Origin of the sequence: Salinarimonas sp., from assembly GCF_046292825.1 — a bacterium.
In the GTDB taxonomy this organism is placed as follows: Bacteria; Pseudomonadota; Alphaproteobacteria; order Rhizobiales; family Beijerinckiaceae; genus Salinarimonas.
The window spans coordinates 54,264-78,170 of sequence record NZ_JBKBQG010000010.1 but is presented as its reverse complement, the minus strand read 5'-3'; the positions used below and the strand labels follow the sequence as shown (position 1 = coordinate 78,170).

Sequence of the window (23,907 nt, the reverse complement as noted above, 5' to 3'; positions counted from 1 at the left end):
ACGGCGATCGTGGCCGAGACGCAGCCTATAGGCTGCGAGACGAGCGTCGTGGGTCTGGGTCCCGGATCGCCTTCGGCGTCCGGGATGACAACCTCGAGGAGATCCACAAAATACGAAAACCCGCTCAGCGCGGCGCGAGGGAGACGATGAAGGCGGCGACGTCGTCGCGCTCGTGATCGAACAGGCGGAAGGTCGTCATCGGAAAGTGGTCCTCGCGCAGGAAGACCGCGAGATGGGCCCCGTCTCGGCCCGGACGCTGCGCAATGGTGCGGAAGCTCGGGGCGTCGGCGGTGTCGACGGCGATCGCATGGCAATCGGCGCACCACCGCGCCACGACCGCCTCCCCCCGCGCGATCCGCGCGCCGGCTTCGGCCGCGACCACGGGGTCAATTCCCCGCTCGGGGGCGGCGCAGCCCGCGAGTGCGAGGGCGATCGCGAGGGCCGGCATTCCGTTGCGCATCTCCACGCCTCCCCTCCCCCGCGCCGATTCGACCGTGCTCCGGCACGAGCGAGGATGGCGGCGCCCGCGATCGCGCGCAACACGCGGCCTCGCACGGTCGGACCCGTGCGCTTGCATCGGCGTTCCCGCTGGATCAGGCTCGACGCCGTCGGGAGGGACCATCATGACGCGCTCCACGTTCTTCGGCCGAACGCGGCCATCGGCGATCGTCCTCGCGGCGGCGCTCGTCCTGGGCACGGGCGGCGATGCGGCATGGGCGCAGGCCGAGCCGGCGGACCCGGCGCTCCTCAATGCGGTCGAGGGCGGGGATCCGTTGCTCTTGCGCGAGCAGCCGGATGCCGACGCGCCGGTCGTCGAGGAGCTGCCCGCCGGCACGCGCGACCTCGTCCTCTCCGGCGCCGCGGTCGAGGTGGACGGCGCGCGCTTCGTCGAGATCGTGCGCGAGGGCCGCGCCTGGGCGGACGCCGCGCGCCTCGCGCCGCAGGAGGACGAACCGGTCGCGAGCCATCCCCTCGCCTGCGCCGGCACCGAGCCGTTCTGGTCGCTCGCCATCGACGGCGAGGACGCGACCTTCGAGACCCCCGACACGCCCTCCACCGATTGGTTCGCGAGCGAATGGATGCCCGCGCGCGGGGTGCTCCACCGTTTCATGATCCGCCTCGGCAGCGGCTACGGCACCGGCTATCTCGCGCTCCTGCGCCAGACGTGCTCGGACGGAATGTCGGACATCGCCTATCCCTACGAGGCGATCCTCGTCACGCCGGGCCAGGCGGTTCGAGCCGGCTGCTGCCGGCGCGCGGGCTCGGCACTCCCGTAGAATTCGTACCTGAGACGATTATTTTCTACCTGGGGCCTTCGGGTAACGAAACGAAAAGAATTCCGTTCGCTGTGCGAATTGTAGAGGAAAGCGCACGTCGCTAGCATTCGAGATCGATGCCCGTAAGTAGGGGCACCGTTAAAGACACGATTTCGGGCGCGACAGGGGCTGCGCATGGTTTCCCTCACCAAGAGAGGTGTGCCGTCCTCAGGGGCGGACCCGAAAACGCGCGCGGCCTGGTCGGCGCCCGTGTCCCTCCTCGGCCTGATCGCGATCCTCACCCTCCTCGACGCGCTCGCGATCCTCCCCTTCTCGCCGCTCGCGCTCGATCCGCATCCGTTCTGGCTGCCGATCGCGATCGCGGCGATCGCGTACGGAACCGCCGGGGGCCTCGGCGTCGCGGCGATCGCGACGCTCGCCCATCTCGCAGCCGGGACGGTCCCGCATCTCGCCGGCACCGACTTCTACGATTGGCAGCTCGCCGCCTGGCGCGAGCCGGTCCTCTGGCTGATCGCGGCGACCGTGCTCGGCGAGCTGCGGCGCCACCACGACGCGGTCGTCGCCGACCTCGGCGCGCGCGCAGCGGCGGCGCGGGAGCAGGCGGAGCTCGCCGCGGAGCACGCGCAGCGCATGCGCGCCCACGTCGCGCGCCTCGAGCGCAGCCTCGCGCTCGGCAACGAGCGGCTCGAGGCGCTCTGCGACCTCGCCGACGCCCCCGCCCCGAGCGACGCCGCCCTCGCGGATGCGGGCGCACGGCTCCTCGGCGCGCGCTCCGCATCGGTGCTGGAGGCCGGGCACGACGCGTCCCCCGCGATCTGCGGCCTCGTCGCGACGCTCGCGCAGACGGGGCGCGCTCTGAGCGTCGACGATCCGGACAGGGGCTCGCGCCTCGTCGGCATCGGCGCGGCGGCGCTGCCCGTGCCCCGCGCGGGCGGAGGAACGGCGGCGATCGTCGTCGCGGATCTCGACCCCGCTCTGACCGGCTGGGAGGTCGCCCGCCTCGGACGTCTCTTCTCGGCGGTCGCCGGCGCGAGCCTGCCTCGGGAGGCGCATGCGCGCGAGGAGAGCCGGGAATGCGCGTGATCGCCGCCCTCCTCGTCGTCGCGAGCGTCGAGGTGGCGCTCTCGGCCGCGTTCCTCGCCGCGTTCCAAGGCGAGATCCCGCTTGCCGCGCTACCTCCGCACACGATCTTCGCCACGCTTCTGAGCGCCCATGCCGGGGCCGCGCTCCTCCTCGGGATCGTGGTGGCCCGACCGGCGGATGCGGCGCTCGGAGCGGCCTCGACGGCGGCGGTCCTGTTCGCCGGGCCCGTGGGCGTTCTGGCGGCGGCGTTCGTGGCGGCGAGCCTCGCGCGGGCGCGCAGACGCCCCTCCGCGGATCGCGAGACGTGGTACCGCTCCCTCGCCCGCCACGCGACCATCGACCCCGTCGCGCGCCTGTGCGGAGACATAACGAACGGGCGCGCCTTCGATCCGGCGCTGGCCCGCGTGGTGCCGTTCGCCCGCGTCGCCCGGGCGGGCGATCTCGCGGCGCAGCAGCGGCTCCTCGGCATCGTCGCGCGCGAGCCCGATCCGGCGCTCGCGCGTCATCTGCGCACGCTCCTGCGCAGTCCCCGGGCGGCGGTGCGGGCCTCGGCCGCGGCGGCGCTCGCCCGCCTGCGCGAGGACGTGCGGACGCGCGCCGGCGCCGTCCGCGGCTCCCGCGACGAGGCTGCGGCCGAGTCCCGCGCGCGCGTCCTCGCCGCTTGCGCGAATGCGGGCGTGCTCGACGACGCGGACGCGCAGAGCCTGCGCCGGACGGCGCTCGGCCTCCTCGCGGCGCATCCGCCCGGCGCGTCCGACGCGGCCGACGCGCTCGCGGCCGAGCTTCTCCTCGCGGAGGGGCGGTACCGCGAGGCGCTCGAGCGACTCGAGGCATCGCCGACGTGCGAGCCGGAAGCCGAGGCGCTCCTGAAGCGGGCGCGGCTCGGCGCCGCCGGAGCGGGGGAGCCCGCGTCATGAGCGCCATCGCCTTCGACGCGCTCGACCGCGCGCCCGTCGACGTCTGCCTCGTGGCCGAGGGCTGCTACCCGCACGTCTCGGGCGGCGTCTCCTCCTGGATCGATTGGCTGATCCGCTCCCTGCCGGAGAAGACCTTCGGCGTCGTCTCGATCGTCTCGGGCCGCGAGGACCTGACGCCGCGCTACGAGCGCCCTGCAAACCTCACGCGGCTCGACAGCGTCGCCCTGCACGACCGGCCTCGCCCCGCCCTGATCGGCATGCGCTCGCGGCTCGGGGCGAGCGGCGGGGACGGCGCGGCGCTCGCGGCGGATCTCGCCCTGTTCCTGCGCAGCGGCTCGCTCGAGGCGCTCGCCCGCATCGACGCCCTGGTGCGCGAGCGGGGGGCGGCGGGCGCGATCGAGGGGGAGACCGGGTGGGCGGCGCTGGTGGGCACCTACCGGGCGCTGATGCCCCACGCCTCCTTCGCCCATTTCTACTGGGCCTGGCGCTCGCTCGTCGGCGGCCTCGTGCGCGTCCTAGACGCGCCGCTGCCGCAGGCGCGCGTCTATCACGCGGTCTCGACCGGCTATGCCGGCCTCCTCGCCGCCCGCGCCGCGCTCGCGGGCGCTCGGTCCGTCTTGACCGAGCACGGGATCTACACGAACGAGCGCCGGATCGAGGTGCTGATGGCGGATTGGATCGTCGACACGGTCGATTCCGGCCTCTCGGTCGCCGATCCGCGGCCGGATCTGCGCGATCTGTGGACGATGGCGTTCGAGAGCTACGCGCGCGCCTGCTACGCCGCCTGCGCCGACATCACCACCCTCTACGGCGACAACCAGGATCTCCAGCGCGCGCTCGGCGCGGAGCCCGCCCGCCTGCGGGTGATCCCCAACGGCATCGACCTCTCCCGCTTCGACGGCGTGCGCCGCGCGCCCGGCGGGCGGCCGACGATGGCGCTGATCGGTCGGGTGGTGCCGATCAAGGACGTGAAGACCTTCGTCGCCGCCGCCGCGATGGTCCGCCGCGCGGTGCCGGACCTGCGCGCTCTCGTGCTCGGCCCGACCGACGAGGATCCGGGCTACGCCGCCCAATGCGAGGCGCTCGGCTCCGAACTCGGGTTGGGCGACGCGCTGCTGTTCGCGGGCAAGGTGGACGTGCGGGAATGGCTCGGCGAGATCGACGTCGTCGTGCTGACGAGCCTCAGCGAGGCGCAGCCGCTCAGCCTGCTCGAGGCGGGCGCCGCCGCGATCCCCTGCATCGCGACGGACGTCGGCTCCTGCCGCGAGATCATCGAGGGGAGCCGCGACGAGAGCCCTGCGCTCGGGGCCGGCGGCGTCGTGGTGCCGCTCGGCTCGACCGCCGAGATCGCCGCCGCCTGCGCGGCGCTCCTGCGCGATCCCGAGGAGCGCGCGCGGATGGGGGAGCGGCTGCGCCGCCGCGTACGCCGCTCCTACGGCTCCGACCGCGCGCGCGACGCCTACCGCGCGCTCTATTCCGACCAACGGGGCGGAGGGGCGTGACATGGCGGGCATCGGCTTCGAGCTGCGACGCTTGCGCGACCAGAACGGCCTTTCGGGCAAGGCGGTGTCGATCGGCCACGGGACGGCGATCGCCGCCGGACCCTGGCTTGCCACCGTCCTGTCGATGGCCGCGATCCAGCTTCTGACCCCCGAGCTCGACCGCGCGCAGGCCTACGCCTTCCGCGGCCTCGTCGTCTATTCCTTTATGCTCTCCCTCGTCGCCACCGCGCCGATCGTCTACGTGGCGACGCGCCAGGTCGCGGACGACGTCTTCACGGGGCGCTTCGAGGCGGTCGCGTCGCGCTTTGCGGCGGCGATCCTCGCTTGCGCGGGCGCCTGCATCGTCGTCTCCATCGTCGTTCTGGGCGGGCTCCTGGGGATGAGCGGCACGAGCCTCGCGGTCGGGATCGCGCTGACGGGACTGACGGGCATCGTCTGGCCGACGCTCGCCTTCTGCGGGGCGGTGCGGGATTTCGAGGCGATCACGGCCGGATTCGCGCTCGGCCTCGTCGCCGCCGTCGCCGGAACGGTGGTCGCGGTCCAGGCGGGGCTCCCTGCGCCGGCCCAGGTCGCTGCCTACGGCATCGGCATCGCCGTCGTCGCGGCGCGGCTCGTGGCGACGGTGCTCGCGACCTTCCCGCATCCCGTCGCGACCTGGAGGCGACCGCTCGCCGCGCTCGTACGGGACGCCCGGCGCTTCCGGCTCCTCGCGCTCGCGGGGCTCGTCGGCACCGCAGCGCTCTGGGCGGACAAGTGGACCGTGTGGGCGAGCGACGAGGGGGCACGGCTCGAGAACGGCATCTTCTACGCACCCGCCTACGACAGCGCGATGTTCGTCGCCTATCTCGCCATCGTCCCCGCGCTCGCTCTGTTCATCATCGCCGTCGAGACGACGCTGCTCGACCGGCTGAGGGCGTTCCTCGCGAGCATTCGAGAGCACGGCAGCCTCGACGAGATCGACCGGCGGGCGCTCGCGCTCGAAGTCGACGTGCGCGCGTCGCTCGTGCGCATCCTCGCCATGCAGACCTGCCTGTGCGCGGTCGCCGCGATCCTGGCGCCGGCGCTGGTGGGGTTCGTGGGACTGCATTTCTCGCAGGTCGGAATCCTGCGCCTCGGGCTCATCGCGGGCCTGTTCCAGTTCCTCTTCTTCGCCTGCGGGACGATCCTCGTCTTCGTCGAGCGCCACGGCGCCTTCCTCGCGCTGCAGGTGCTCTTCCTCGTCCTGCAGATCTCGCTCACGCGCCTCACCCTGGTGGGCGACGCGGATTATCTCGGGTTCGGCCATCTCGCGGCGTGCGCCCTCTCCGCCCTGGCGGCGGTGTGGGTCCTCGACCGGTCCCTCGCGCGGCTGACGTTCCTCACCTTCGATGCAGCTCTTTCCCGTGGAGGCGGACGATGATCACGTCACGCATGCTCGTTCGGTTCTTGTCGGCGACGGCCGTCCTGGTGCCCGCGATCGGTCTCGCGACCGCCGAGGACATCGCGCCGCGCCTCGCTCCCGGCCTCGTCGAGCCCCTCGCCGAGATGCCCGCGGTCTACGCGTCGAGCAGGCCGAGCGCCGGCACCCGCGCCTTCGCGGTGGGCGACACGCTGCGGGTGAGCTTCTTCGAGGAGCTCGACCTCGGCTCGGACGGGTCCGGCGGGGCTGCGCTGACGACCTTCTACCAGCGGATCGACCTGACGGGCGATTACGAGATCGACGTCGGCGGGACGATCTCGATCCCGACGCTCGGCAGCTTCGAAACCGATCGGCATTCCGTGCCGGGTCTCGAGGAGGCGATCGCGCGCGCCTTCCACGAGAAGGCGGGCCGTCGCGGGAGCGTCCACGTGCGCATCGTGGCGCGCCAGCCGGTCTATGTCGTCGGCGCCGTGCGCAGCCCAGGTGCCTACGCCTTCGCGCCGGGCATGGTGGCGTTGCAGGCGATCGCGCTCGGAGGCGGCGTCGAGCGCGTTCCGCCCGGCGCCCAGCACCTCGTCGACGCGCGTCGCGAGGACGAGCGGCGGGTGGCGGCGGAGGAGCGGATGAAGCGGCTCCTCGCACGCCGCGCGCGGCTCGAGGCGGAGCAGGACGGCGCCGCCCGACCGAGCGTGCCGCTGCGCCTCGAGCAGCTCGCCGGAAATCGCGACGCACGCGCGCTCCTCGAGGCGGAGGCGCGCATGGGCGATCGCAACGCGGCGGCGCGGGCGGGCGAGCTCGCGCTGCAGGACGCCAGGCTCGACACCGCCCGCTCCGAGCTGACCGTGCTGCGCGACAGCCTCCAGCGCGTCGAGGCGCAGATCGCCGTGCGCACCGCCCGCGTCGCCGAGCTGGAGCAGGTCCAGGCGCGCGGCTTCGGCAATACCGAGGTGCTCGCGGCGGCCCGGCGCGAGGTCAGCGATCACGAGCTGTCGAAGAGCCGGCTGCTCGGCGAGATCCATCGCGCCGAGCGGGCGCTCGCGGAGGCGGAGATCGCCCGCGAGCGGGTGGCGCTCGACGCGCGCGCGCAGATCGAGCGCGAGCTCATGGAGGTGAGCGACGAACTCGCGGCCGTCGAGCAGGCCGCCCGCGCCGCCGCCGAGATCGCCGGCGCGATCCTCGGCACCTCGCCCGTCGCGGCCATGAACCAGGGCGCGATGCGCATCGAGATCGCGCGCCGCGCGCCCGGCGGCGGCACCTCCGCCTTCGTCGCCGACGAGTTCACCGAACTCGAGCCCGGCGACGTCGTCAACGTCCTCGGCACCGGCGGCAGCGGTCGCGAGCCGATGCAGGCGGTGGCGCGCGGGAGGGCGATGTGAGGGATACGACCGGAGGACGCCTCGCGGCCGATCGGCCCGCCTCGCCGACGCGGCGCGGCCTCCTCGCGGCGGGCCTCTCCTTCGCCGCGCTCGGCGCTCGCCGGGCGCAGGCCGCGAGCGCGACCGGCGTCGCGCCCGAGCGCGCGCGCGGACGCGCGCTCCTCGCGGCCGCCCGGCTCTGGGGTTGCCAATACCAGGAGATCGACCCGCAGCGGATCGCCGCGAGCGACCTCGACCTCGTCGTGGTCGAGCCGATGCTCGACGATTGGTCGATGCGCGCGATCGAGCCCGCGGAGCTCGCGGCGATGCGGGTGAAGCCGGACGGCAGCCGGCGTCTCGTCCTCGCCTACCTGCCGCTCGGCGAGACCGACACGAACCGCTGGTACTGGCCGCGCCGTTGGCGGCGCAGCCCGCCCGACTGGGTCGGCGCCGAGAACCCGAGCTGGCCCGGTTCGCGCTACGTCCGCTACTGGCACCCCCGCTGGCGCTCCCTCCTTCTAGACGGCCCGGATTCGCTCCTCGGACGCATCCTCGCGATCGGCTACGACGGCGCGCTCCTCGACCGCGTCGACGCCTATCTCGATTGGCGCGACGAGCGCCCGCAGGGCATGGACGACATGGTGGCGCTCGTCGCGCAGACGGCCGCGCGCGCGCGCGCCCACGATCCCGGCTTCCTCCTCCTGCCGCAGAACGCCGAGGACCTCCTCCTGCGCGAGGATTGGCTCGCGCTGATCGACGCCCACAACAAGGAGAGCCTCCTCTACGGCCTCGCGGGCCAAGGCATTCCCAACGACGTGTCCGACGTGGCCTGGAGCCTGGTGCGCCTCAAGCATGCCGGCGCGGCAGGCATCCGCATGCTGGCGACGGAATATCTCGACGATCCGCAGGAGGTGGCGTCCGCCCGCCAGCGCCTCGCCGCGCTCGGCTTCCTGCCCTTCGTCGGCCGCCGCGAGCTCGACGTGTTCCCCGGCGACGATCGTCCACGCGATCCGGGGAGGTCGCTGTGAGGGCGATCGCGCGCATCCTCCTCGTCTGCGCGGTCGCGCTCTGCGCGCAGGCCGCGCTCGCGCAGCCGGTCGTGCGGGAGGTGCTCGCGCTCTACGATTCGCGCGTCGAGGCCGAGCCGCGGGACACGGTCGTGCATCTGCGCCTTGAGGCGGTCTTGAACCATCTCGGCTTCGTCGTCCGCTACGCCGACGTGAACGGGCCGCTGCCGGCGCCTGCCGAGACGACGCGCTTTGCGGGGGTGGTGACCTGGTTCACCGACGACGTCGCCGATCCCGGCGGCTATCTCGACTGGGCGGTCGCGACGGCCGCACGGGGCATGCCCTATGTCGTCGTCGGCTATCCGGGAATACCCGCGACGCCGGAGCACCGCGCGCGGATCGACGCCATGCTCGCCGGAGCGGGCGTCGCCCTCGGCGCCGGGTTCGTCGAGGAGACCGCAGGCTCGGCGATCGAGGCGCGCGATCCGGCGATGATCGGCTTCGAGCGCGACCTCGACCCCGTGCTCCCTCCCTTCCCCGTCCTGATCCCGACCGGACCCGAGACCCGCGCCGCCCTCGTCGTGCGCGGGCCCGCCGTCGAGGGCAGCCCGCAGAGCGTCCTCGTCGCGACAGGCCCCGCCGGAGGGCACGTCGCCGCCGGCTTCGAGATCCATTACGACGCCTTCCTCGACCGGATGGCCTGGATCGTCGACCCCTTCGTCTTCCTCGAGCGCGCGCTGGGCGCCGAGCGCTTCCCCATACCCGACACCACCACCGTCTCCGGGCGGCGGCTTTATTTCAGCCATGTGGACGGCGACGGCTGGCTCAACCTCTCGGAGCTGGAGGAGGACCGCGCCGCGCCGCGCTCCGCGGCGCGGGTGATGCTCGAGGAGCTGATCGCGCCCTATCCCGATCTCCCCGTCACGGTCGGGCTCGTCGGCTGCGACATCGATCCCGAGATCGGCGGCGGGTCCGGAGCGGCGGAGATCGCGCGGGCGATCTTCGCGCTCCCGCAGGTCGAGGTCGCGAGCCACACCTACAGCCATCCCTTCCTCTGGCCCTTCTTCGAGGATTACGAGCGCGCGCAGGAGGTCGCCGTCCTCGAGGCGGCGCGGGCGCGTGCGGAGGAGCGCTCGCTGCGCGGCTTCTTCGCGAGCCTGAGCACGGCGCTCGGGCTCGGGCGCGCCGAGCACGACCACGGCGCGGGCCTCTGGACCGCCGGCTCCGCGAGCCTTCCGCGCGCCTGCCTGCGCGACCCGTTCGACCTCGATATCGAGATCGACGGCTCGCTCGCGCTCGCGAGCGCGCTGGCGCCCGAGGGCAAGCGGGCGGCGATCTACCTCTGGAGCGGGGACACGCGCCCCTTCGAGGCGGCGGTCGCGGCGACGCGAGCTTCGGGCGTGCGCAACATGAACGGCGGCGACGGGCGCCTCGACGCGCAATTCCCCTCCGTCGGCTACATCGCCCCCCTCGCCCGCACGATCGGCGCCGAGCGGCAGATCTACGCCGTGGCGAGCAACGAGAACACCTACACGGACCTGTGGACGGGCCATTTCCACGGCTTCGGCCAGCTCGCCGAGACGATCGCCAGGACCGAGCTGCCGCGGCGCCTGAAGGGCGTGAACGTCTATTACCACACCTATTCCGCCGAGAAGCGGGTCTCGCTCGAGGCCGTGCGGCGCCATCTCGACTGGGCGCGGACGGCGCCGCTCGCCCCCATCGAGGCCTCGCGCTACGCGGCGATCGCCGACGGCTTCTTCTCGACCCGCATCGAGCGGCTCGCGCCCGGGCGCTGGCGCATCCTCGACCGCGACGGCCTCGACACCGTGCGCTTCGACGACGCGGAGGCGCTCGCGGTCGATCTCGACGCCAGTCTCGGCGTCGTCGGCACGAACCGCCATGCCGGCTCGCTCTACGTCGCGCTCGACCCCGCGGTGCCTGCGGCGGACGTCGCGATCGTCGCACGCGCGGACGCGCGCCCGCACGCCTGGCCGGGAAGCGTGGAGCTCGCCGAATCGCGCTGGCTCGCGCGCGACATGGTGCGCGCCGCCGACGGGGTGCGACTGACCGCGCGCGGCTTCGGAGAGGGCTTCTTCCGCTTCGCGGGCGTGCCCGAGGGCGTCTACCGGATCGAGGCGAGCCGGGACGGCGCGGCGATCTTCCGCGCGCGCGTCGCCGCCGACGAGGCGGGCGGCCTCGCTTTCACGATGCCGCTCGACGGGCTCGAGCCGGTGCGGCTCGCCCTCGTTCCGGAGGGCCCCGAGCCGTGATCCGCACCGCGATCCGCCCCGCGCTCCTCTCGGCCGCCCTGTTCTGCTCGGCCGGCCTCCTCGCGGGCTTCCTCGCGGTGCCCGGCGAGCCGGAGCGGCTCGCGATGCTGGTGCGCGACGGGCGCTACGAGGAGGCGCTCGACCGCCTCGCCGCGCTCCCGCCCCACCTCGCGAGCCGGCCGGAGATCCTCTACGAGGCCTTCGCGCTCAACGCCCGCTTCGGCGACCCGGACGCCGCCGACGTCGCGCTCGTCGCCTATCTCGCGCGGCGCCCCGACGACGTCGCCGCCCACCGGGTCGCCGCCGATTTCTTCCGCGCGCGCAACCGGCCGGACGCGCTCGTCGCCGCGCTCGAGCGGCTCGCGACGATCGCGCCCGAGCGCGACGAGCTCGATCGGCTGACGCGCCTGCATCGCCTCGAAGGCCGGGCCGAGGACGAGCTGCGGGTGCTCCTCGCGCGCACCCGTCTCGGCCCGCCCGAGCGCGGCGGCCTCGCGGCGCAGGACGAGCTGCGGCTCGGGCGCCTCCTCGCCGCCAAGGGCGAGCGGGACCCCGCGGCGGCCGCGCTGGCGCGCGCCCACGGCGCCGCGCCGGCCGATCGCGAGATCCGCACCGCCTTCTTCGCCGCGCTCCTCGCGACCGGACGCTTCGGCGAGGCGGCGGCGCGCGCGGGGGGCTGGATCGCGGAGCCGGAGGCGCAGACCTGGGATACGGACCATTTCGCCACCCGGCTCGTGCGCGCGGGCGCCTCCGCCGACGAGATCCTCGCTCTGGTGCCCGTCGCCGGCGACGCCCGCGCCTGGCGCCGTCTCGGCGCGCTCGCCTTCACGCTCGCCCGCGAGGGACGCGACGATCTCCTGCGCCGCGCGGTGGTGAGCTGGCTCGGGCTGGGCGAGGGCCTCGCTCCGGCCGAGCGGGAGCGCCATCTCGATGCGGTCGTCGGCGTCGCCCTCGATCACGGCCTCGCCGCGACGGTGTTCGCCCGCTTCGGCGCCGTCCTGCGCGAGGAGGGCGGGCGCGCCGAGCTCGGGGCGCTCGCGGGCGCGCTCTACGATCGCCTGGGCTATGCGGGCATCGCGCCCGTGCGCCACCTCCTCGACCAGGAGGCGATGGCGGACAATCCGCTCCTGATGGCCGGCATCTTCCACCGAGAGGGCAACCGGCGCGCCGCGCGCCACTTCCTGGAGAGCGCCGACACCGCCGCGATGAGCCGCCGCCGCGCGCTCGCCTGGTGGGGGCTCGCGAGCGAGTCGCTCTCCGACGCCGAACGCCTCGCGATCGCGCTCGCGCAGTTCCGGAGCGAGCGGCTCCACCCGGACCTCGTCCGCCCGATGGTCGGGCTCGCGCAGGCGGCGGGGCGGCGCGACGTGCTCGTCGAGGTCTGGGCGCGCGTGCGGCGCGACGCCGAGGAGCCCGCGCGCCTCGCCGAAGCCGCCCGACGCGGCGGATGAGCGCCGCTCACCCGTCGAGCGGCAGCGTCTCCTCGAGGGCGATGCCGAAGCCGGCGAGGCCGACATAGGAGCGCGAGGTGTTGCTCGAGAGGTTGCGGATCGAGACGATCCCGAGATCGCGCAGGATCTGCGCCCCGAGCCCGACCTCGCGCCAGACCCGCGTGCGCTCGGCCTCGGCGCCCGTCGTGTCCTCGGAGAAGGAGGTCAGCGGCACGCCCGAGGTGCCCTCGCGCAGATAGACGAGCACCCCCCTCCCCTCCGCCGCGAAGCGCTCCAGCGCGCGGTCGATCGCGCCGGACGCCTGGAAGACGTCGGTGACGACGTTCGCACGGTGGAGGCGCGTGAGGATCGAGCGGCCATCGCCGATGCGCCCGTGCACGAGCGCGAAATGGTGGACCGCGTCGAAGGGCGTCGCGTAGGCGTAGCCCGTCATCTCGCCGTGGCGCGTCTTCACGGGAAAGGTGCCGAGCCGCTCGACCAGCGTCTCGCGCGCCTGGCGATAGGCGATGATGTCGGCGACCGATACGCGCTTCAAGGCGTGCTTCTCGGCGAAGGCGACGATCTGGTCGCCCTTCATCACGGTGCCGTCGTCGTTGGCGAGCTCGCAGATGACGCCCACCTGAGGCAGCCCCGCGAGCCTGCACAGATCGACCGCCGCCTCCGTGTGCCCCGAGCGCATCAGGACGCCGCCCTCCTTCGCGACGAGCGGGAAGACGTGGCCGGGCCGCACGAAATCGTCCGCGCCCATATTGCCGTTGGCGAGCGCGCGCACCGTGTTGCAGCGCTGCTCGGCCGAGATGCCGGTGGTGAGCCCGTGGCGCACGTCGACCGACACCGTGAACGCCGTGCCGAGCGGCGCGTCGTTCGCCGCGACCATCGGATCGAGCCGCAGGCGCTTGGCCTCCGCCGCCGTGATCGGCGCGCAGACGATGCCGCAGGTATTGCGGATGATGAAGGCCATCTTCTCGGGCGTGCACAGCGAGGCGGCGACGATGAGGTCGCCCTCGTTCTCGCGGTCGTCGTCGTCGGTGACGATGACGATCTCGCCGCGGGCGAAGGCTTCGATGGCGTCTGTGACGGATTGGGGCATCTTGTCTCGCTTCGCTTCGTGATCGATCCCGCGGCGGCGTCTTCTTACGCGATGTCGGGCCCGGCGGGCCAGGGCCGCAGGCCGCCGACCTGCCCGCGATGGCGCAAGAACTGATCGGCGAGGACGCACGCGACCATCGCCTCCCCGACCGGCACCGCGCGGATGCCGACGCACGGGTCGTGGCGGCCCTTCGTCAGGATGTCGGCTTCCGCATTGTCGCGGGTGACGGTCGCGCGCGGGCTGAGGATCGAGGAGGTGGGCTTCACCGCGAAGCGCGCGACGACCGGCTGGCCCGTCGAGATGCCGCCGAGCACGCCGCCGGCCTTGTTCGAGGCGAAGACGGGCGCGCCGTCGTTGCCCGGGCGCATCTCGTCGGCATTCTCCTCGCCGGTCAGCGCGGCGGCGGCGAAGCCCTCGCCGATCTCGACCCCCTTGACCGCGTTGATCGACATCAGCGCCGAGGCGAGCTCCGAATCGAGCTTGGCGTAGATCGGCGCGCCGAGCCCCGCCGGCACGCCCTCCGCCACGATCTCGATCACGGCGCCGATCGAGGAGCCGGATTTGCGGATGCCGTCGAGGTAATCGGCGAAGAAGGCGGCGGCCTGCGCGTCCGGGCAGAAGAACGGGTTGCGGTGGACCTCGTCCCAATCCCAGCGCGAGCGGTCGATCGCGTGGGGGCCCATCTGGACGAGGGCGCCGCGCACGCGCAGGCCGGGCACGATCTTGCGCGCGATCGCGCCCGCCGCCACCCGCGCCGCCGTCTCGCGCGCCGACGAGCGCCCGCCGCCGCGATAATCGCGCACGCCGTATTTGACGTCGTAGGTGAAATCCGCGTGGCCGGGCCGGTACTTGTCGCGGATGTCGGAATAGTCCTTCGAGCGCTGGTCGACGTTCTCGATCAGGAGCGCGATCGGCGTGCCCGTCGTCACCGGGCTCTCCATCCGCTCGTCCTGGAAGACGCCCGAGAGGATCTTCACCGCGTCCGGCTCGCGCCGCTGCGTCGTGAAGCGCGATTGGCCCGGCCGGCGCCGATCGAGCTCGGCCTGGATCTCGTCCGCCGTCAGCGGGATGCCGGGCGGGCAGCCGTCGACCACGCAGCCGAGCGCCGGCCCGTGGCTCTCGCCGAAGGTCGTCACGCGGAAGAGATGGCCGAACGTGTTGTGGGACATGGATGCCGCCGTGGCTCGCTTCGTCGCCAGCGTTTTAGGGGAAGGCGCGGGCGCAGGGAAGGGGTGGCGCGAGGGGGTGGCGTCGGCGCCCCTCAGCCGAGCGCGAAATCCAACGCCGCTTGCGCGTGAATGGCCGTCGTGTCGAAGACCGAAAGCGCGGTGTCGTCGGCGCCGATCAGGAGGCCGATCTCGGTGCAGCCGAGGATCACCGCATCCGCGCCCTCCGCGGCGAGCGCGTCCACGATTGCGAGCACGGCGGCGCGGGAGGCGTCGGTGACGATGCCGCGGCACAGCTCCTCGTAGATCACACGGTGCACCAGCGCGCGCCCGGCCGCGTCGGGGACGAGCGCCGCGATCCCGGTGCGCGCCTCGAGCCGCGCGCGCCAGAAGGTCTCCTCCATGGTGAAGCGCGTCGCGAGGAGGACCGGGCGGCGTGCGCCGGCGCGTGCGAGCGCGTCCCCGGTCGCGTCGACGATGTGCAGGACCGGGATCGCGACGGCGGCTTCGAGGTCGGGGGCGAGCTTGTGCATCGTGTTGGTGCACAGAACGATCGCCTCGGCGCCCGCCCGCTCGAGCCGGCGCGCGTCCGCGCAGAGCGCCGCCGAGAGCCGGTCCCAATCTCCCGCGGCCTGCATCGCGGCGACGGGGGCGAAGTCGCAGCTCGCGAGGAGCAACGATGCGGAGTGGAGACCGCCGAGGCGTTCCTTCACGCCCTCGTTGAGCAGGCGGTAATAGACCGCCGTGCTCTCCCAGCTCATTCCGCCGATCAGGCCCAGCGTGCGCATCGCCGCGACCCTCGCCGGCTCAGAGCCAGCCCTGCAGCTCGCGCGCGACGATGTGGTTGATCACCGCCATGCCCTCTTCCGAATCGTTGAGGCAGGGCAGATAGGCGAATTGCTCGCCGCCATTGTGCTCGAAGATCTCGCGATTCTCGCCGTCGAGCTCCTCCAGCGTCTCGAGGCAATCCGCCGAGAAGCCGGGCGCGACGATGGCGAGGCGCTTGACGCCCTTCTCGGCCATCGCCTTCACCGTCTCGTCGGTATAGGGCTGCAGCCACTCGTCGGGGCCGAAGCGCGACTGGAAGGTGAGCTTCCAGCGATCCTCCGGCCAGCCCAGCGTCTCGCGCAGGAGGCGCGAGGTCTTGGCGCAATGGCAATGATAGGGGTCGCCCTGGAGGAGGTACTTGCGCGGCACGCCGTGGAAGGAGGCCAGAATCATCTCCGGCTCGAAATCGAGCGCGGCGAGGGACTTGCGCATCGAGCGCGCGAGCGCGTCGATATAGACCGGGTCGTCGTGATAGGGCGGGGCGACGCGCACGCTCGGCTGCCAGCGCATCTGCATCAGCGCCTCGAAGGCCTTGTCGCAGGCGGTGGCCGAGGTGGCGGCGGAATATTGCGGGTAGAGCGGCACGAGGAGGATGCGGTCGCAGCCCTGCGCGAGCAGATTCTCGATCGCGGGCTTCACCGCGGGCTTGCCGTAGCGCATCGCCCAATCGACCACCACGCGGTCGCCGGCGATATCCTTCAAATGCTCGGACGCCTGCTCGGCCTGCGAGCGGGTGATCGTCTTGAGCGGACCCTCGTTCTTCTCCTTGTTCCAGATCGTGTCGTAGTCGCGGCCCTTCTTCGAGGGGCGCGTCTGGAGGATGACGAGGTTGAGGAGCGGCCACCAGAGCCAGCGCGGCGTCTCGATCACGCGCCGGTCGGAGAGGAATTCCTTCAGATAGGCGCGCATCGAGCGGTAATCGGTCGCCTCCGGCGTGCCCAGATTCATCAGGAGCACGCCGAGCCGCCCCGCCTTCACAGGAGGATGGTCGCCCGGCAGCCTCACGGAACGGAAGGATGCCTCGCGGCTGTCGCGCGCGGAGGCGTCGAGGGAGGCGGGCGGCACGATCTTGTTCATCGATGAGCGGTCCTACGGAACTCGAGACGGAGTGCACGGACAGGCCCGAGCGCGATCCGGGCGCGACCTCGCGCGCAGCCTACATAGGGCCACGCGCGCGCACAGCAAACGATCCGCTCCGAATTTACGTGCGAATGCACCCGATGAACAAGACAAAGCGACGGGCGGGCGCTAATGTCGCGCCCGCTCCCCTCCCCTTCCGGCAACCATCGATCATCATGACGGCCCCTCACGCGCAGTCCGGCCCCGTCGGCGCGGCCCTCGCAGCCTTCCGCGCGAACGACTCCGCGGACGGCTGGACCGCCCTCCCCTTCTTCCGGGACGGCGGCGCGGAGCGGGTGGCAGCGGCGATCGACGCGCGGATCGCCGCCGGCGCCGTGCTCGTACCTCCCCCCGAGCGGATCTTCGCCGCGCTCGCGCTCACCCCGCTTTCTCGCGTGAAGGTCGTTGTGCTCGGCCAAGACCCCTATCCGACGCCCGGCGACGCCAACGGGCTCGCCTTCTCCTATGTCGGGAGCCGCCGCCTGCCGCCCTCGCTCAAGACGATTCTCGCCGAGGTCGCGCGCGATTGCGGCCTCGCCGCCCCTCCCGGCGGGGATCTCTCGGCCTGGGCGCGCGAGGGCGTGCTCCTCCTGAACACGGCGCTGACCGCCGAGGCCGGCCGCGCGGGCGCCCATCTCGGGCTCGGCTGGGAGCGGCTCGCCGACGACGCGGTCGCCGCGATCTCGGCCGCGCGCCCGCACGCGGTCTTCATGCTCTGGGGCGCCAAGGCCCGCGCCCGCGCCGCCCTCGTCGACCGCCAAAAGCACCTCGTCCTCGAAACCGGCCACCCCTCCCCCCTTAACCGTCACCGCGATTTCGAGGGTTGCGGGCATTTTTCGCGGGCGAATGCGTGGCTCGAGGAGAAGGGGGTGGGGGCGGTGGATTGGGGGGCGTGACCCTCACCGCCCTCCCCTCTGCACCGCCACCACCCCCGCGATCGCGAGCGCCATCGCGGCGAGGACGTGGACCGGAGGAGCGGCGAGGAAGGCGAGCGCGGTGAGGATCGCGCCCCAGATCGGCACGAGGTTGAGGAACACCGCCGCGCGCGCCGGCCCGATCGCCGCCACCCCCTTCGACCAGAGGAGGAAGGCGCCGAGCGTCGCGAAGACGCCCATGTAAAGCACCGCCGCCCAGTCGAACGGGCGCATCGCGGCGGCCATGACGGGCACGTCCGAGAAGACGAGCGCCACCGGCACCAGCATGAGCGCGCCGAGAACGAGGCTCCAGCCGGTCAAAGTCGCGGCGTTCGTGCGCGCGAGCGCCTTGCGGCTCTCGATCGTGTAGAGCGCCCAGACGATCGCGGCCGCGACGAAGAGGAGATCGCCCGAGAGGCTCGCGCGGGTGAAATCGGACGCCTCCCCCTCCCCCTCGACGAGCACGATCAGAAGCACCGCCGCGAAGGCGAGCGCGAAGCCCGCGACCTGCGCGCGGGTCACCCGCGCGCCCAGGAGCGGCACCGCGAGGAGCGCGGTCCAGGCGGGCGTGGTGGCGATGATCACGAGCCCGTGCAGCGGCGAGGACCAGTCGAGCGCGATCGTGAAGGCGATGTTGTAGGCGAACACCCCCAGGAACCCGATCCAGGCGAAGGTCGCGATCTCCCGGAGCGTGCGGGCGGCGAAGCCCCGCGCGAAGAGGACGACGACGCCCACCGCGAGCGCCGCGACCACGAAGCGCGCGGTCGCGAGGAAGATCGGATCGACCACTTCGAGCGCGATCTTGCCGGCGACGAACACGCCCGCCCAGAACAAGGTCGCGAGGGAGAGGTGGAGGTAGGTGAGCGCGTCCTGCGGCCGCACCACACCTCCGATGCCGCTGCTCTGCGATGCCATGTGATCTCCCTCCTGGCCGGTCGGCAGCGCCGAAGGCGACGGCGCACGCCGCGACCGCCCCGTTCTCGGGTACATGCCGACGGCGTGTCGGCGGCGGCCTCAACCCAACTGCGCTCCCGTGAGGACGCTCGCGGCCCGTTCATAGGCGGCGAGTTCCGCCGCATCCGCCGCGTCGAGCCCACTCCCTCCGACGAGCCCTTTCTGGAGCGCATAGAGCGCCTTGAAGCCCGCGGAGACGTCACCGGACATGATCGCGGTGGAGATCGGACGTGGTAGATCCGCTGGAGCGTCGGCTCGCTCGGGTCCGGACGCTCGAAGCGCTGCTGCGAGCCGTTCGTGGTTTTCGCGGAAGCGGCGTGCCTGATCGAAATGGTCGCGACGAATCACCGCCGGCTCGGAGGGTCGGGCCGCGACCGCGAGCGAAAGATCGACGATTTCTTGTTCCGCAGCAGCATCGGTCAGGAGCGCCGTGCCCTCGACGGGACCGAGGACGACGACACGAATTGCGATTTCGAGTTCGGCGAGCAGAGGCGCGAGAGCCGGCGCCGTCTCCCGCATGCAGGCAGCAGACGCCACGAGCACGGGCGGCGACGCCGCCGAAGCCGAAGCCCGTGCAAGAGCGGCCGCCGTGCGAACCGCATCCGAGAAGACGCGCGCCCCGTCGGGACCCGCGCTGGCCAGATCGGTCGGAGGCAATCTCACGTCCTCGTGCCGCTCCGCCAGCCCACGCCGCTCCAAGGTCTCGTAATAGGCGCGCGTGGCGGCAGCAACGTCCAGCCCGTCGAAGGAGCCGGTCCTCGACGCTCGCCCGGTCTTGACGACCGGAGGCATCAGCCATTGCTCGGGCTCCGCCTCGTACCCCTCGGGCGCAAGCGCGAACCGTACGGGCAGTCCGATCTTGCGCGCATAGGCGAGATCGACGCGATCGTGCGCCGGATTGACGAGAACGGCGCCGGTTCCGAAGGAAGGCTTCACCCAATCGGCGACGAAGACCGGCAGCAGGTCGCCCGTCAGCGGATGGCGCACGAAACAGCCCGTGAAACCCTCCGCGACACCTGCCGCAGCCTCGTGACCCGGATGCACGGCGACGGCGCAGGCGGCAGGACACGGCGACCAGTCCGTGATGAAGACGACGATCGCGACGCCGCCCGGCACTTCCGACGGGAAGCGGAACAACGCACCAGGCGTTCTGCGTACCGACTTGCCGAGCTTCTTCGCGAGCGCCGAGGGCCAGGCCGACGCAGCCTCTCCGCGTGCGAATGCGGAAGCGACCGCTATGCCGGGCACGAAGCGGAGGGTCTCGCCGCCGTTCTCCGACTTCTCTCGGAAGGTGAGCCCGCGCGCGAGAAGCCGCTCGCAGAGGTCCGCGCAGTCGCCGTCGGCAGCCTCGACGATCGGGCCGCCGTCACGGCGCGACAGGAACGCGGCGTAGAGTTCGGCGCGTCGGGTGTCACAGGACGCTCCAGGCGATTCGGGCCGGGAGACCACCATCGGAGGAGGTGCATCGCCCCTCTGCTGCATTATAATACCTCGACAGATCGACCAACCTATCGACCCTGCATGCCCGAACTCCAGCCGCCTCGTCTTGAAGGATCGTGCGTCGCGCCGCCCGCCTGGATCCGGGTCGCGAGCGGCGGGCCGGGGGTCGAGCGGATCGCGGCGGGCTTTTCGGGGCAGGCCTACGATCCGCACAGGCACGACACCTATGCAATCGGGATCACGCTCGCGGGCGTGCAGAGCTTCGATTATCGCGGCGCGCGGGCGGACAGCCGGGCCGGCGGCGCGCTCGTGATCCACCCGGACGAGCGCCACGACGGGCGCTCGGGCGGTGGGGCGGAGGCCTTCTCCTACCGCATGGCCTACGTCGCCCCGCGCCTGATCCGCGACGCGCTCGGCTCCCGCGCCTGCGCGCTGCCGGCCTTGCGCGATCCGGTGAGCCGCGATCCGCGCCTCGTGCGCGCAGTCCGTGCCCTCTTGTCCGATCTCGACGCGCCGCTCGAGCCGCTCGCGATGGACGCCGCGCTCGCCGATCTCGCCGACGCGCTCCTCGCGCTCGATCCGTCGGCCGCGCGGACGACGCGCCGCGAAGCGGGCATGTCGGCTGCGATCGAGCGGGCCCGCGCCTGCCTCGATGCGCATGCGGTCACGGGCGTGCGCTCGCAGACGCTCGAGGACCTCACCGGGCTCGACCGCTACACGCTCGCGCGGCAATTCCGCCGCCGGCTCGGCACGAGCCCGCACCGCTATCTCGTCATGCGTCGCCTGGACCGCGCCCGCGCCGCGATCTGCGCCGGGACGCCGCTCGCCGAAGCCGCGCTGGCCGCCGGCTTCGCCGACCAGAGCCACCTGACGCGCCATTTCGCGGCGGCGTTCGGGATGACACCGGGGGTGTGGGTGCGGGTCGTGGGGGTCGTCCGCGACGCGTGAGTCAGGCTGCCGAGGCGCGCCCGTCCAAACCGTCCTCCGGCGCCGGCCAACGCACCGGCTGCACGGGGAGCCAAGGATTCGCATAGAGAGCTTCGTAGGCGGCCGAATGGCCATGCATCTGGCCGAAATTCTCATGCCCCGGCGCCAGAGGCTCCTCCGAAATGTAAGTGAATTCCAGCCGCTCCCACAGGTTGTCGGTCCGACTGAAATCGACGTCGCGCGTCACCACGTCCGGAACGAGAACGTCGGTGTGGTAGAGCCCCGAGTAGAACGTCTGCGAATGGTCGTCCGGGATCGAGCGCGGCAAGCCCGTCAGGGGGCGGCGTCGCGCCAATCGCCTTGGACACGATTCGCGATTGAGCCAAGTACAGGATCTTCCCGGGGACATCCCGATACCACCATTGCCGATCGAGCGGAGAGCGAGATCCATGACGCGGTCCACCGCTTCGCTCAGATCGGACGCCTGCCCGTTCGCCACCTGCGTGTTCGCCCAGTGTCCGACGCTGTTGATCGACAGGAGGATGCCACCCGGCACACGCCGATCGTGGTTGGCGGTGCCATGTGCACCTGTATAGAACAGATTCGCGCCACCCCTGAAGAGGGAGAGACGGTTGCGCCGCAGCGGCACGGCCTCGGTATAGATCACATCGACGTCCACCGGTGCGAACTCGACGAAATACAGGTCGGCGAAGCGCCGACAGATGTCCACGAGAGCGGCACCCGGTAGGGCATGAGCCAGCTTGACCGAGTTCAGCATCACCAGGAAGCCGTGAGCGCGCCCCTGGGATGCCTCTCTCTTCCACGCCCGTCGGAGTGATTGGATCTTGAATCTGAGATGCTCGTCGCCGAGCGCGATATCGGTATCGTCGAGCCAGGCCACGTCGATGTCGAGGCCGCGAAGCCCGCGCGCCGCGAACCGTCCGAACAGGCACGGCTGGTTGCGCGACAACCAGGCGAGCAGCGCTTCGTACCGCTCCTGCACCGGCCGCTCGGGATCGAGGACGACGTCGTGGCAGACATCGATATCGGGACTGAATCCGGCGCCGGCCGGTCGACGCGGGCAGGCCTCGATCAACTCGGCAAATGACGGTGGGGGAGCAAACCTCGTGGTCAGCAGCATCGATACGCCTCCGAGATTGTTTCCCGCCGAGGTTGCATATACAATCGACCATGTCAATAGTCCTGAATTGTATACACTCATAAGAAAGTGTCTTAGATAGCGGTTTCTCGAGCCGATGGCTCGCTGCCGAACGGGATGTCTCATGAGCCGTAGCCTCGTGTCCGACCGCGGGTCGATGACCGCTGTTCTCGCCATGGTCGGGTCGGCGGCGTGTTGGGGGCTCGCGACGGTGATGTCGCGCGATCTCCTGAACCATATGCAGCCGACGACCCTCCTCGTCCTTCAGCTCACGGCGAGCGTCCTGTTTCTGCTGGCTCTCGCCCGACGCGAGGGCGTGGGCCGCTTGGGCCCCGGTTATGCCCGCGCTTCCTCGATCGGCTTTCTCGAGCCGGGGCTCACCTACAGCGTCGGGCTCGTTGGGCTGGCGATGACGACGGCCGCCAGCGCGTCGATCATCGGCGCGACGGAGCCGATCCTGATACCCGTCGTCGCCTTTCTCCTCTTCCGGGAGCGCCCGAGCCTCAGGCTGATCGCCTGTCTCATGGTCGCGACGGTCGGTGTCCTGCTCGTCTCCAGCGGGTCGTTCGAGACGCAGCCGGCAGACCTCCTCGGCGATGCCTTGATCATGCTCGCGACCCTGTTCGCCGCCTGCTACGTCGTTTTGTCCGCGCGGATCGCATCGCAATGGCCGGCGGCCACCTTGGCCGCGGGCCAGCAGAGCGTGGGCCTCGCCTTCGCGCTCGTCGTCTTCGCAGCGGTCACGGCGACCGGCCTCGAGCAGGAGGGCTTCTCGGCGCTGACCCTACCGCTCGTCGCCTATGCCGCTTTGTCCGGGATCGTCCAGTACGCCCTCGCCTTCTGGCTCTACTTGATCGGACTGCGGACGCTGTCGGCGGGCGCGGCCGGACTCTGGCTGACGCTGATCCCGGTCTTCGGCGTTGCCGGGGCTTATTTTTGGTTGCACGAGGTGCCAACGGCGCCGATGTTGATCGGCGCCGGCATGATCGCCATCGCCCTCCTCATGGGGCGCCGCGAGAAATAGCGGGAGACGCGACGCCACCGCCGATTCCAGAGCGGACGGGGTGCCCGCCCTTTCCCCGCCCCTCCTTTCGTGGCATCACCGCCTCCCCCCACAGGAGCCGCCCGCGATGACCTCCCCCACCGCCCTCGACGCCGCGCCGGCCTCGCTGCCGCGGGCGGCGCGCGATGCCGTGATCGGGATCGGCTTCCTGTGCGTGATGGACGCGCTGATCAAGCTCCTGTCGGCGCGCTATCCGGTGCTCGAGATCGCCTTCCTGCGCTTCGCCTTCGGCTCCCTCGCGATCCTCGCGATCCTCGCCGTCGTGCGCCCGCCGGTGCCGAGCCGGGAGACGGTGCGGATCAATTTCGTGCGCGCGCTCCTCGTCGTGGCGACCGCCGTGTGCTTCTTCTACGCGCTCTCCGTTCTGCCGCTCGCCGACACCGTCGCGCTCTCCTTTCTCGCGCCGATCTTCATGGCCTTGTTCGCCGCGCTGTTCCTCGGCGAGCGGCTCGACCGGCGCGTTCTCGCGGCGCTCGCGATCGGCTTCTCGGGCATGCTGGTGATCGTCTTCGGCGGGATCGGACTCGAGGCGGGCGCGCGCAACCTCCTCGGAATCGTTGCCGCGCTGACCTCGGCGGTCACCTACGCGCTCGCGATGGTGCTGTTGCGCGCCCGCGCGCGCCGGGACGGCATCGTCGCCATCGTCGCCTTCCAGAACGTGTTTCCCGCCCTCGTCCTCGCCGGGCCCGCCGCCTTCGTCTGGACGCCGCTCGCTCTGTCCGACACGTGGCTGTTCGCGCTGATCGGCGTGCTCGGCGTCTCGGGGCACCTGATGCTCGCGCGCGCCTTCCGGGCGGCGGAGGCCGCGCGGCTCGCGCCGCTCGACTACACCTCGCTCGTCTGGGCGAGCGTGCTCGGCTTCGTCCTGTTCGCCGAGGTGCCGGGGGTCGCGACGATCGCGGGGGCTGGGCTCATCGTCGCGGCGGCGCTCGTCGTGTCGCGCCGCTGAACGGGGCTTCGCGCCGCTGCGGGATATCGCCTGCGCG

At 72.1% G+C, this 23,907-nt stretch carries 21 protein-coding genes; 13 read left to right on the top strand and 8 right to left on the bottom strand.

Features of this window, described 5'->3' with window-relative positions; all coding sequences use genetic code 11:
• Positions 1 to 124: 124 nt before the first annotated feature.
• Positions 125 to 460: a c-type cytochrome gene (locus ACK4UM_RS07580; RefSeq protein ID WP_409797418.1), complete on the bottom strand. Its 336-nt coding sequence runs from the start codon at positions 458 to 460 to the stop codon at positions 125 to 127.
• A 163-nt stretch (positions 461 to 623) separates the two neighbouring features.
• Between ACK4UM_RS07580 and ACK4UM_RS07575 the strand changes: the two genes are divergently transcribed.
• The 9 genes from ACK4UM_RS07575 (at position 624) to ACK4UM_RS07535 (ending at position 12,261) form a co-directional block, all read left to right on the top strand.
• Entirely contained in the window at positions 624 to 1,277 is a 654-nt protein-coding gene (locus ACK4UM_RS07575) for a COG3650 family protein (protein ID WP_409797416.1), read from the top strand.
• Positions 1,278 to 1,526: 249 nt separating this feature from the next.
• The gene (locus ACK4UM_RS07570; protein ID WP_409797415.1) at positions 1,527 to 2,360 is read left to right on the top strand and encodes a hypothetical protein; all 834 of its coding nucleotides are present in this window, start codon (positions 1,527 to 1,529) and stop codon (positions 2,358 to 2,360) included.
• Entirely contained in the window at positions 2,351 to 3,277 is a 927-nt protein-coding gene (locus ACK4UM_RS07565) for a hypothetical protein (protein WP_409797414.1), read from the top strand. Before ACK4UM_RS07570 ends, ACK4UM_RS07565 begins: the two co-directional genes overlap by 10 nt.
• On the top strand, positions 3,274 to 4,779 hold the full coding sequence (gene pelF, locus ACK4UM_RS07560; RefSeq protein WP_409797412.1) for a GT4 family glycosyltransferase PelF: 1,506 nt from the start codon (positions 3,274 to 3,276) through the stop codon (positions 4,777 to 4,779). Before ACK4UM_RS07565 ends, pelF begins: the two co-directional genes overlap by 4 nt.
• 1 nt (position 4,780) lies before the next feature.
• A complete protein-coding gene (gene pelG / locus ACK4UM_RS07555; RefSeq protein WP_409797410.1) occupies positions 4,781 to 6,178 on the top strand; it encodes an exopolysaccharide Pel transporter PelG in 1,398 nt (465 codons plus the stop codon).
• Complete coding sequence (locus ACK4UM_RS07550) at positions 6,175 to 7,554, top strand: hypothetical protein (protein WP_409797408.1); 1,380 nt, start codon at positions 6,175 to 6,177, stop codon at positions 7,552 to 7,554. Before pelG ends, ACK4UM_RS07550 begins: the two co-directional genes overlap by 4 nt.
• Positions 7,551 to 8,561 carry an endo alpha-1,4 polygalactosaminidase gene (locus ACK4UM_RS07545; RefSeq protein ID WP_409797406.1) on the top strand — a complete coding sequence of 337 codons (1,011 nt, stop codon included), beginning with the start codon at positions 7,551 to 7,553 and terminating at the stop codon, positions 8,559 to 8,561. Before ACK4UM_RS07550 ends, ACK4UM_RS07545 begins: the two co-directional genes overlap by 4 nt.
• Positions 8,558 to 10,810 carry a polysaccharide deacetylase family protein gene (locus tag ACK4UM_RS07540; protein WP_409797404.1) on the top strand — a complete coding sequence of 751 codons (2,253 nt, stop codon included), beginning with the start codon at positions 8,558 to 8,560 and terminating at the stop codon, positions 10,808 to 10,810. The genes ACK4UM_RS07545 and ACK4UM_RS07540 overlap by 4 nt, the downstream gene beginning before the upstream one ends.
• Positions 10,807 to 12,261: a hypothetical protein gene (locus ACK4UM_RS07535; RefSeq protein ID WP_409797402.1), complete on the top strand. Its 1,455-nt coding sequence runs from the start codon at positions 10,807 to 10,809 to the stop codon at positions 12,259 to 12,261. The genes ACK4UM_RS07540 and ACK4UM_RS07535 overlap by 4 nt, the downstream gene beginning before the upstream one ends.
• Positions 12,262 to 12,268: 7 nt before the next feature.
• On the opposite strand, the gene ribB is transcribed toward ACK4UM_RS07535, so the two are convergent.
• The 4 genes from ribB to hemH form a co-directional block, all read right to left on the bottom strand.
• Positions 12,269 to 13,351 carry a 3,4-dihydroxy-2-butanone-4-phosphate synthase gene (gene ribB, locus ACK4UM_RS07530; RefSeq protein ID WP_409797400.1) on the bottom strand — a complete coding sequence of 361 codons (1,083 nt, stop codon included), beginning with the start codon at positions 13,349 to 13,351 and terminating at the stop codon, positions 12,269 to 12,271.
• A 44-nt stretch (positions 13,352 to 13,395) separates the two neighbouring features.
• Positions 13,396 to 14,520, bottom strand: coding sequence for a chorismate synthase (aroC, locus tag ACK4UM_RS07525; protein WP_409797398.1), 1,125 nt, complete (start codon positions 14,518 to 14,520; stop codon positions 13,396 to 13,398).
• 92 nt (positions 14,521 to 14,612) lie between these two features.
• Positions 14,613 to 15,305: an aspartate/glutamate racemase family protein gene (locus ACK4UM_RS07520; RefSeq protein ID WP_409797396.1), complete on the bottom strand. Its 693-nt coding sequence runs from the start codon at positions 15,303 to 15,305 to the stop codon at positions 14,613 to 14,615.
• Positions 15,306 to 15,324: 19 nt separating this feature from the next.
• A complete protein-coding gene (gene hemH / locus ACK4UM_RS07515; protein WP_409797394.1) occupies positions 15,325 to 16,422 on the bottom strand; it encodes a ferrochelatase in 1,098 nt (365 codons plus the stop codon).
• A 218-nt stretch (positions 16,423 to 16,640) separates the two neighbouring features.
• On the opposite strand from hemH, the gene ung reads away from it, so the two are divergent.
• Positions 16,641 to 17,360 carry a uracil-DNA glycosylase gene (gene ung, locus ACK4UM_RS07510; protein WP_409797392.1) on the top strand — a complete coding sequence of 240 codons (720 nt, stop codon included), beginning with the start codon at positions 16,641 to 16,643 and terminating at the stop codon, positions 17,358 to 17,360.
• Between the two features lie 3 nt (positions 17,361 to 17,363).
• Here ung and ACK4UM_RS07505 read toward each other — a convergent pair whose 3' ends face one another.
• Together ACK4UM_RS07505 and ACK4UM_RS07500 are read right to left on the bottom strand one after the other, a co-directional pair.
• Positions 17,364 to 18,293 carry a DMT family transporter gene (locus ACK4UM_RS07505; protein WP_409797390.1) on the bottom strand — a complete coding sequence of 310 codons (930 nt, stop codon included), beginning with the start codon at positions 18,291 to 18,293 and terminating at the stop codon, positions 17,364 to 17,366.
• Positions 18,294 to 18,392: 99 nt separating this feature from the next.
• Positions 18,393 to 19,784, bottom strand: a complete 1,392-nt coding sequence (locus ACK4UM_RS07500; protein ID WP_409797388.1) for a hypothetical protein — start codon at positions 19,782 to 19,784, stop codon at positions 18,393 to 18,395.
• Between the two features lie 69 nt (positions 19,785 to 19,853).
• Here ACK4UM_RS07500 and ACK4UM_RS07495 point away from each other — a divergent pair, with 69 nt between their 5' ends.
• Positions 19,854 to 20,720, top strand: a complete 867-nt coding sequence (locus ACK4UM_RS07495; protein ID WP_409797386.1) for an AraC family transcriptional regulator — start codon at positions 19,854 to 19,856, stop codon at positions 20,718 to 20,720.
• A 1-nt stretch (position 20,721) separates the two neighbouring features.
• On the opposite strand, the gene ACK4UM_RS07490 is transcribed toward ACK4UM_RS07495, so the two are convergent.
• A complete protein-coding gene (locus ACK4UM_RS07490; RefSeq protein ID WP_409797384.1) occupies positions 20,722 to 21,840 on the bottom strand; it encodes a hypothetical protein in 1,119 nt (372 codons plus the stop codon).
• 157 nt (positions 21,841 to 21,997) lie between these two features.
• On the opposite strand from ACK4UM_RS07490, the gene ACK4UM_RS07485 reads away from it, so the two are divergent.
• Both ACK4UM_RS07485 and ACK4UM_RS07480 read left to right on the top strand, forming a co-directional pair.
• A complete protein-coding gene (locus ACK4UM_RS07485; RefSeq protein ID WP_409797382.1) occupies positions 21,998 to 22,882 on the top strand; it encodes a DMT family transporter in 885 nt (294 codons plus the stop codon).
• A gap of 106 nt (positions 22,883 to 22,988) precedes the next feature.
• Positions 22,989 to 23,870, top strand: coding sequence for a DMT family transporter (locus ACK4UM_RS07480; RefSeq protein ID WP_409797381.1), 882 nt, complete (start codon positions 22,989 to 22,991; stop codon positions 23,868 to 23,870).
• The last annotated feature ends 37 nt before the right edge of the window (positions 23,871 to 23,907 follow it).

Bases quoted from the DNA above. Each gene is read 5' to 3' on its own strand.
- ACK4UM_RS07580 (WP_409797418.1), bottom strand. From the start codon at position 460: ATGCGCAACGGAATGCCGGCCCTCGCGATCGCCCTCGCACTCGCGGGC.
- ACK4UM_RS07575 (WP_409797416.1), top strand. From the start codon at position 624: ATGACGCGCTCCACGTTCTTCGGCCGAACGCGGCCATCGGCGATCGTC.
- ACK4UM_RS07565 (WP_409797414.1), top strand. From the start codon at position 2,351: ATGCGCGTGATCGCCGCCCTCCTCGTCGTCGCGAGCGTCGAGGTGGCG.
- pelF (WP_409797412.1), top strand. From the start codon at position 3,274: ATGAGCGCCATCGCCTTCGACGCGCTCGACCGCGCGCCCGTCGACGTC.
- pelG (WP_409797410.1), top strand. From the start codon at position 4,781: ATGGCGGGCATCGGCTTCGAGCTGCGACGCTTGCGCGACCAGAACGGC.
- ACK4UM_RS07550 (WP_409797408.1), top strand. From the start codon at position 6,175: ATGATCACGTCACGCATGCTCGTTCGGTTCTTGTCGGCGACGGCCGTC.
- ribB (WP_409797400.1), bottom strand. From the start codon at position 13,351: ATGCCCCAATCCGTCACAGACGCCATCGAAGCCTTCGCCCGCGGCGAG.
- aroC (WP_409797398.1), bottom strand. From the start codon at position 14,520: ATGTCCCACAACACGTTCGGCCATCTCTTCCGCGTGACGACCTTCGGC.
- ACK4UM_RS07520 (WP_409797396.1), bottom strand. From the start codon at position 15,305: ATGCGCACGCTGGGCCTGATCGGCGGAATGAGCTGGGAGAGCACGGCG.
- hemH (WP_409797394.1), bottom strand. From the start codon at position 16,422: ATGAACAAGATCGTGCCGCCCGCCTCCCTCGACGCCTCCGCGCGCGAC.
- ung (WP_409797392.1), top strand. From the start codon at position 16,641: ATGACGGCCCCTCACGCGCAGTCCGGCCCCGTCGGCGCGGCCCTCGCA.
- ACK4UM_RS07505 (WP_409797390.1), bottom strand. From the start codon at position 18,293: ATGGCATCGCAGAGCAGCGGCATCGGAGGTGTGGTGCGGCCGCAGGAC.
- ACK4UM_RS07500 (WP_409797388.1), bottom strand. From the start codon at position 19,784: ATGGTGGTCTCCCGGCCCGAATCGCCTGGAGCGTCCTGTGACACCCGA.
- ACK4UM_RS07495 (WP_409797386.1), top strand. From the start codon at position 19,854: ATGCCCGAACTCCAGCCGCCTCGTCTTGAAGGATCGTGCGTCGCGCCG.
- ACK4UM_RS07490 (WP_409797384.1), bottom strand. From the start codon at position 21,840: ATGCTGCTGACCACGAGGTTTGCTCCCCCACCGTCATTTGCCGAGTTG.
- ACK4UM_RS07480 (WP_409797381.1), top strand. From the start codon at position 22,989: ATGACCTCCCCCACCGCCCTCGACGCCGCGCCGGCCTCGCTGCCGCGG.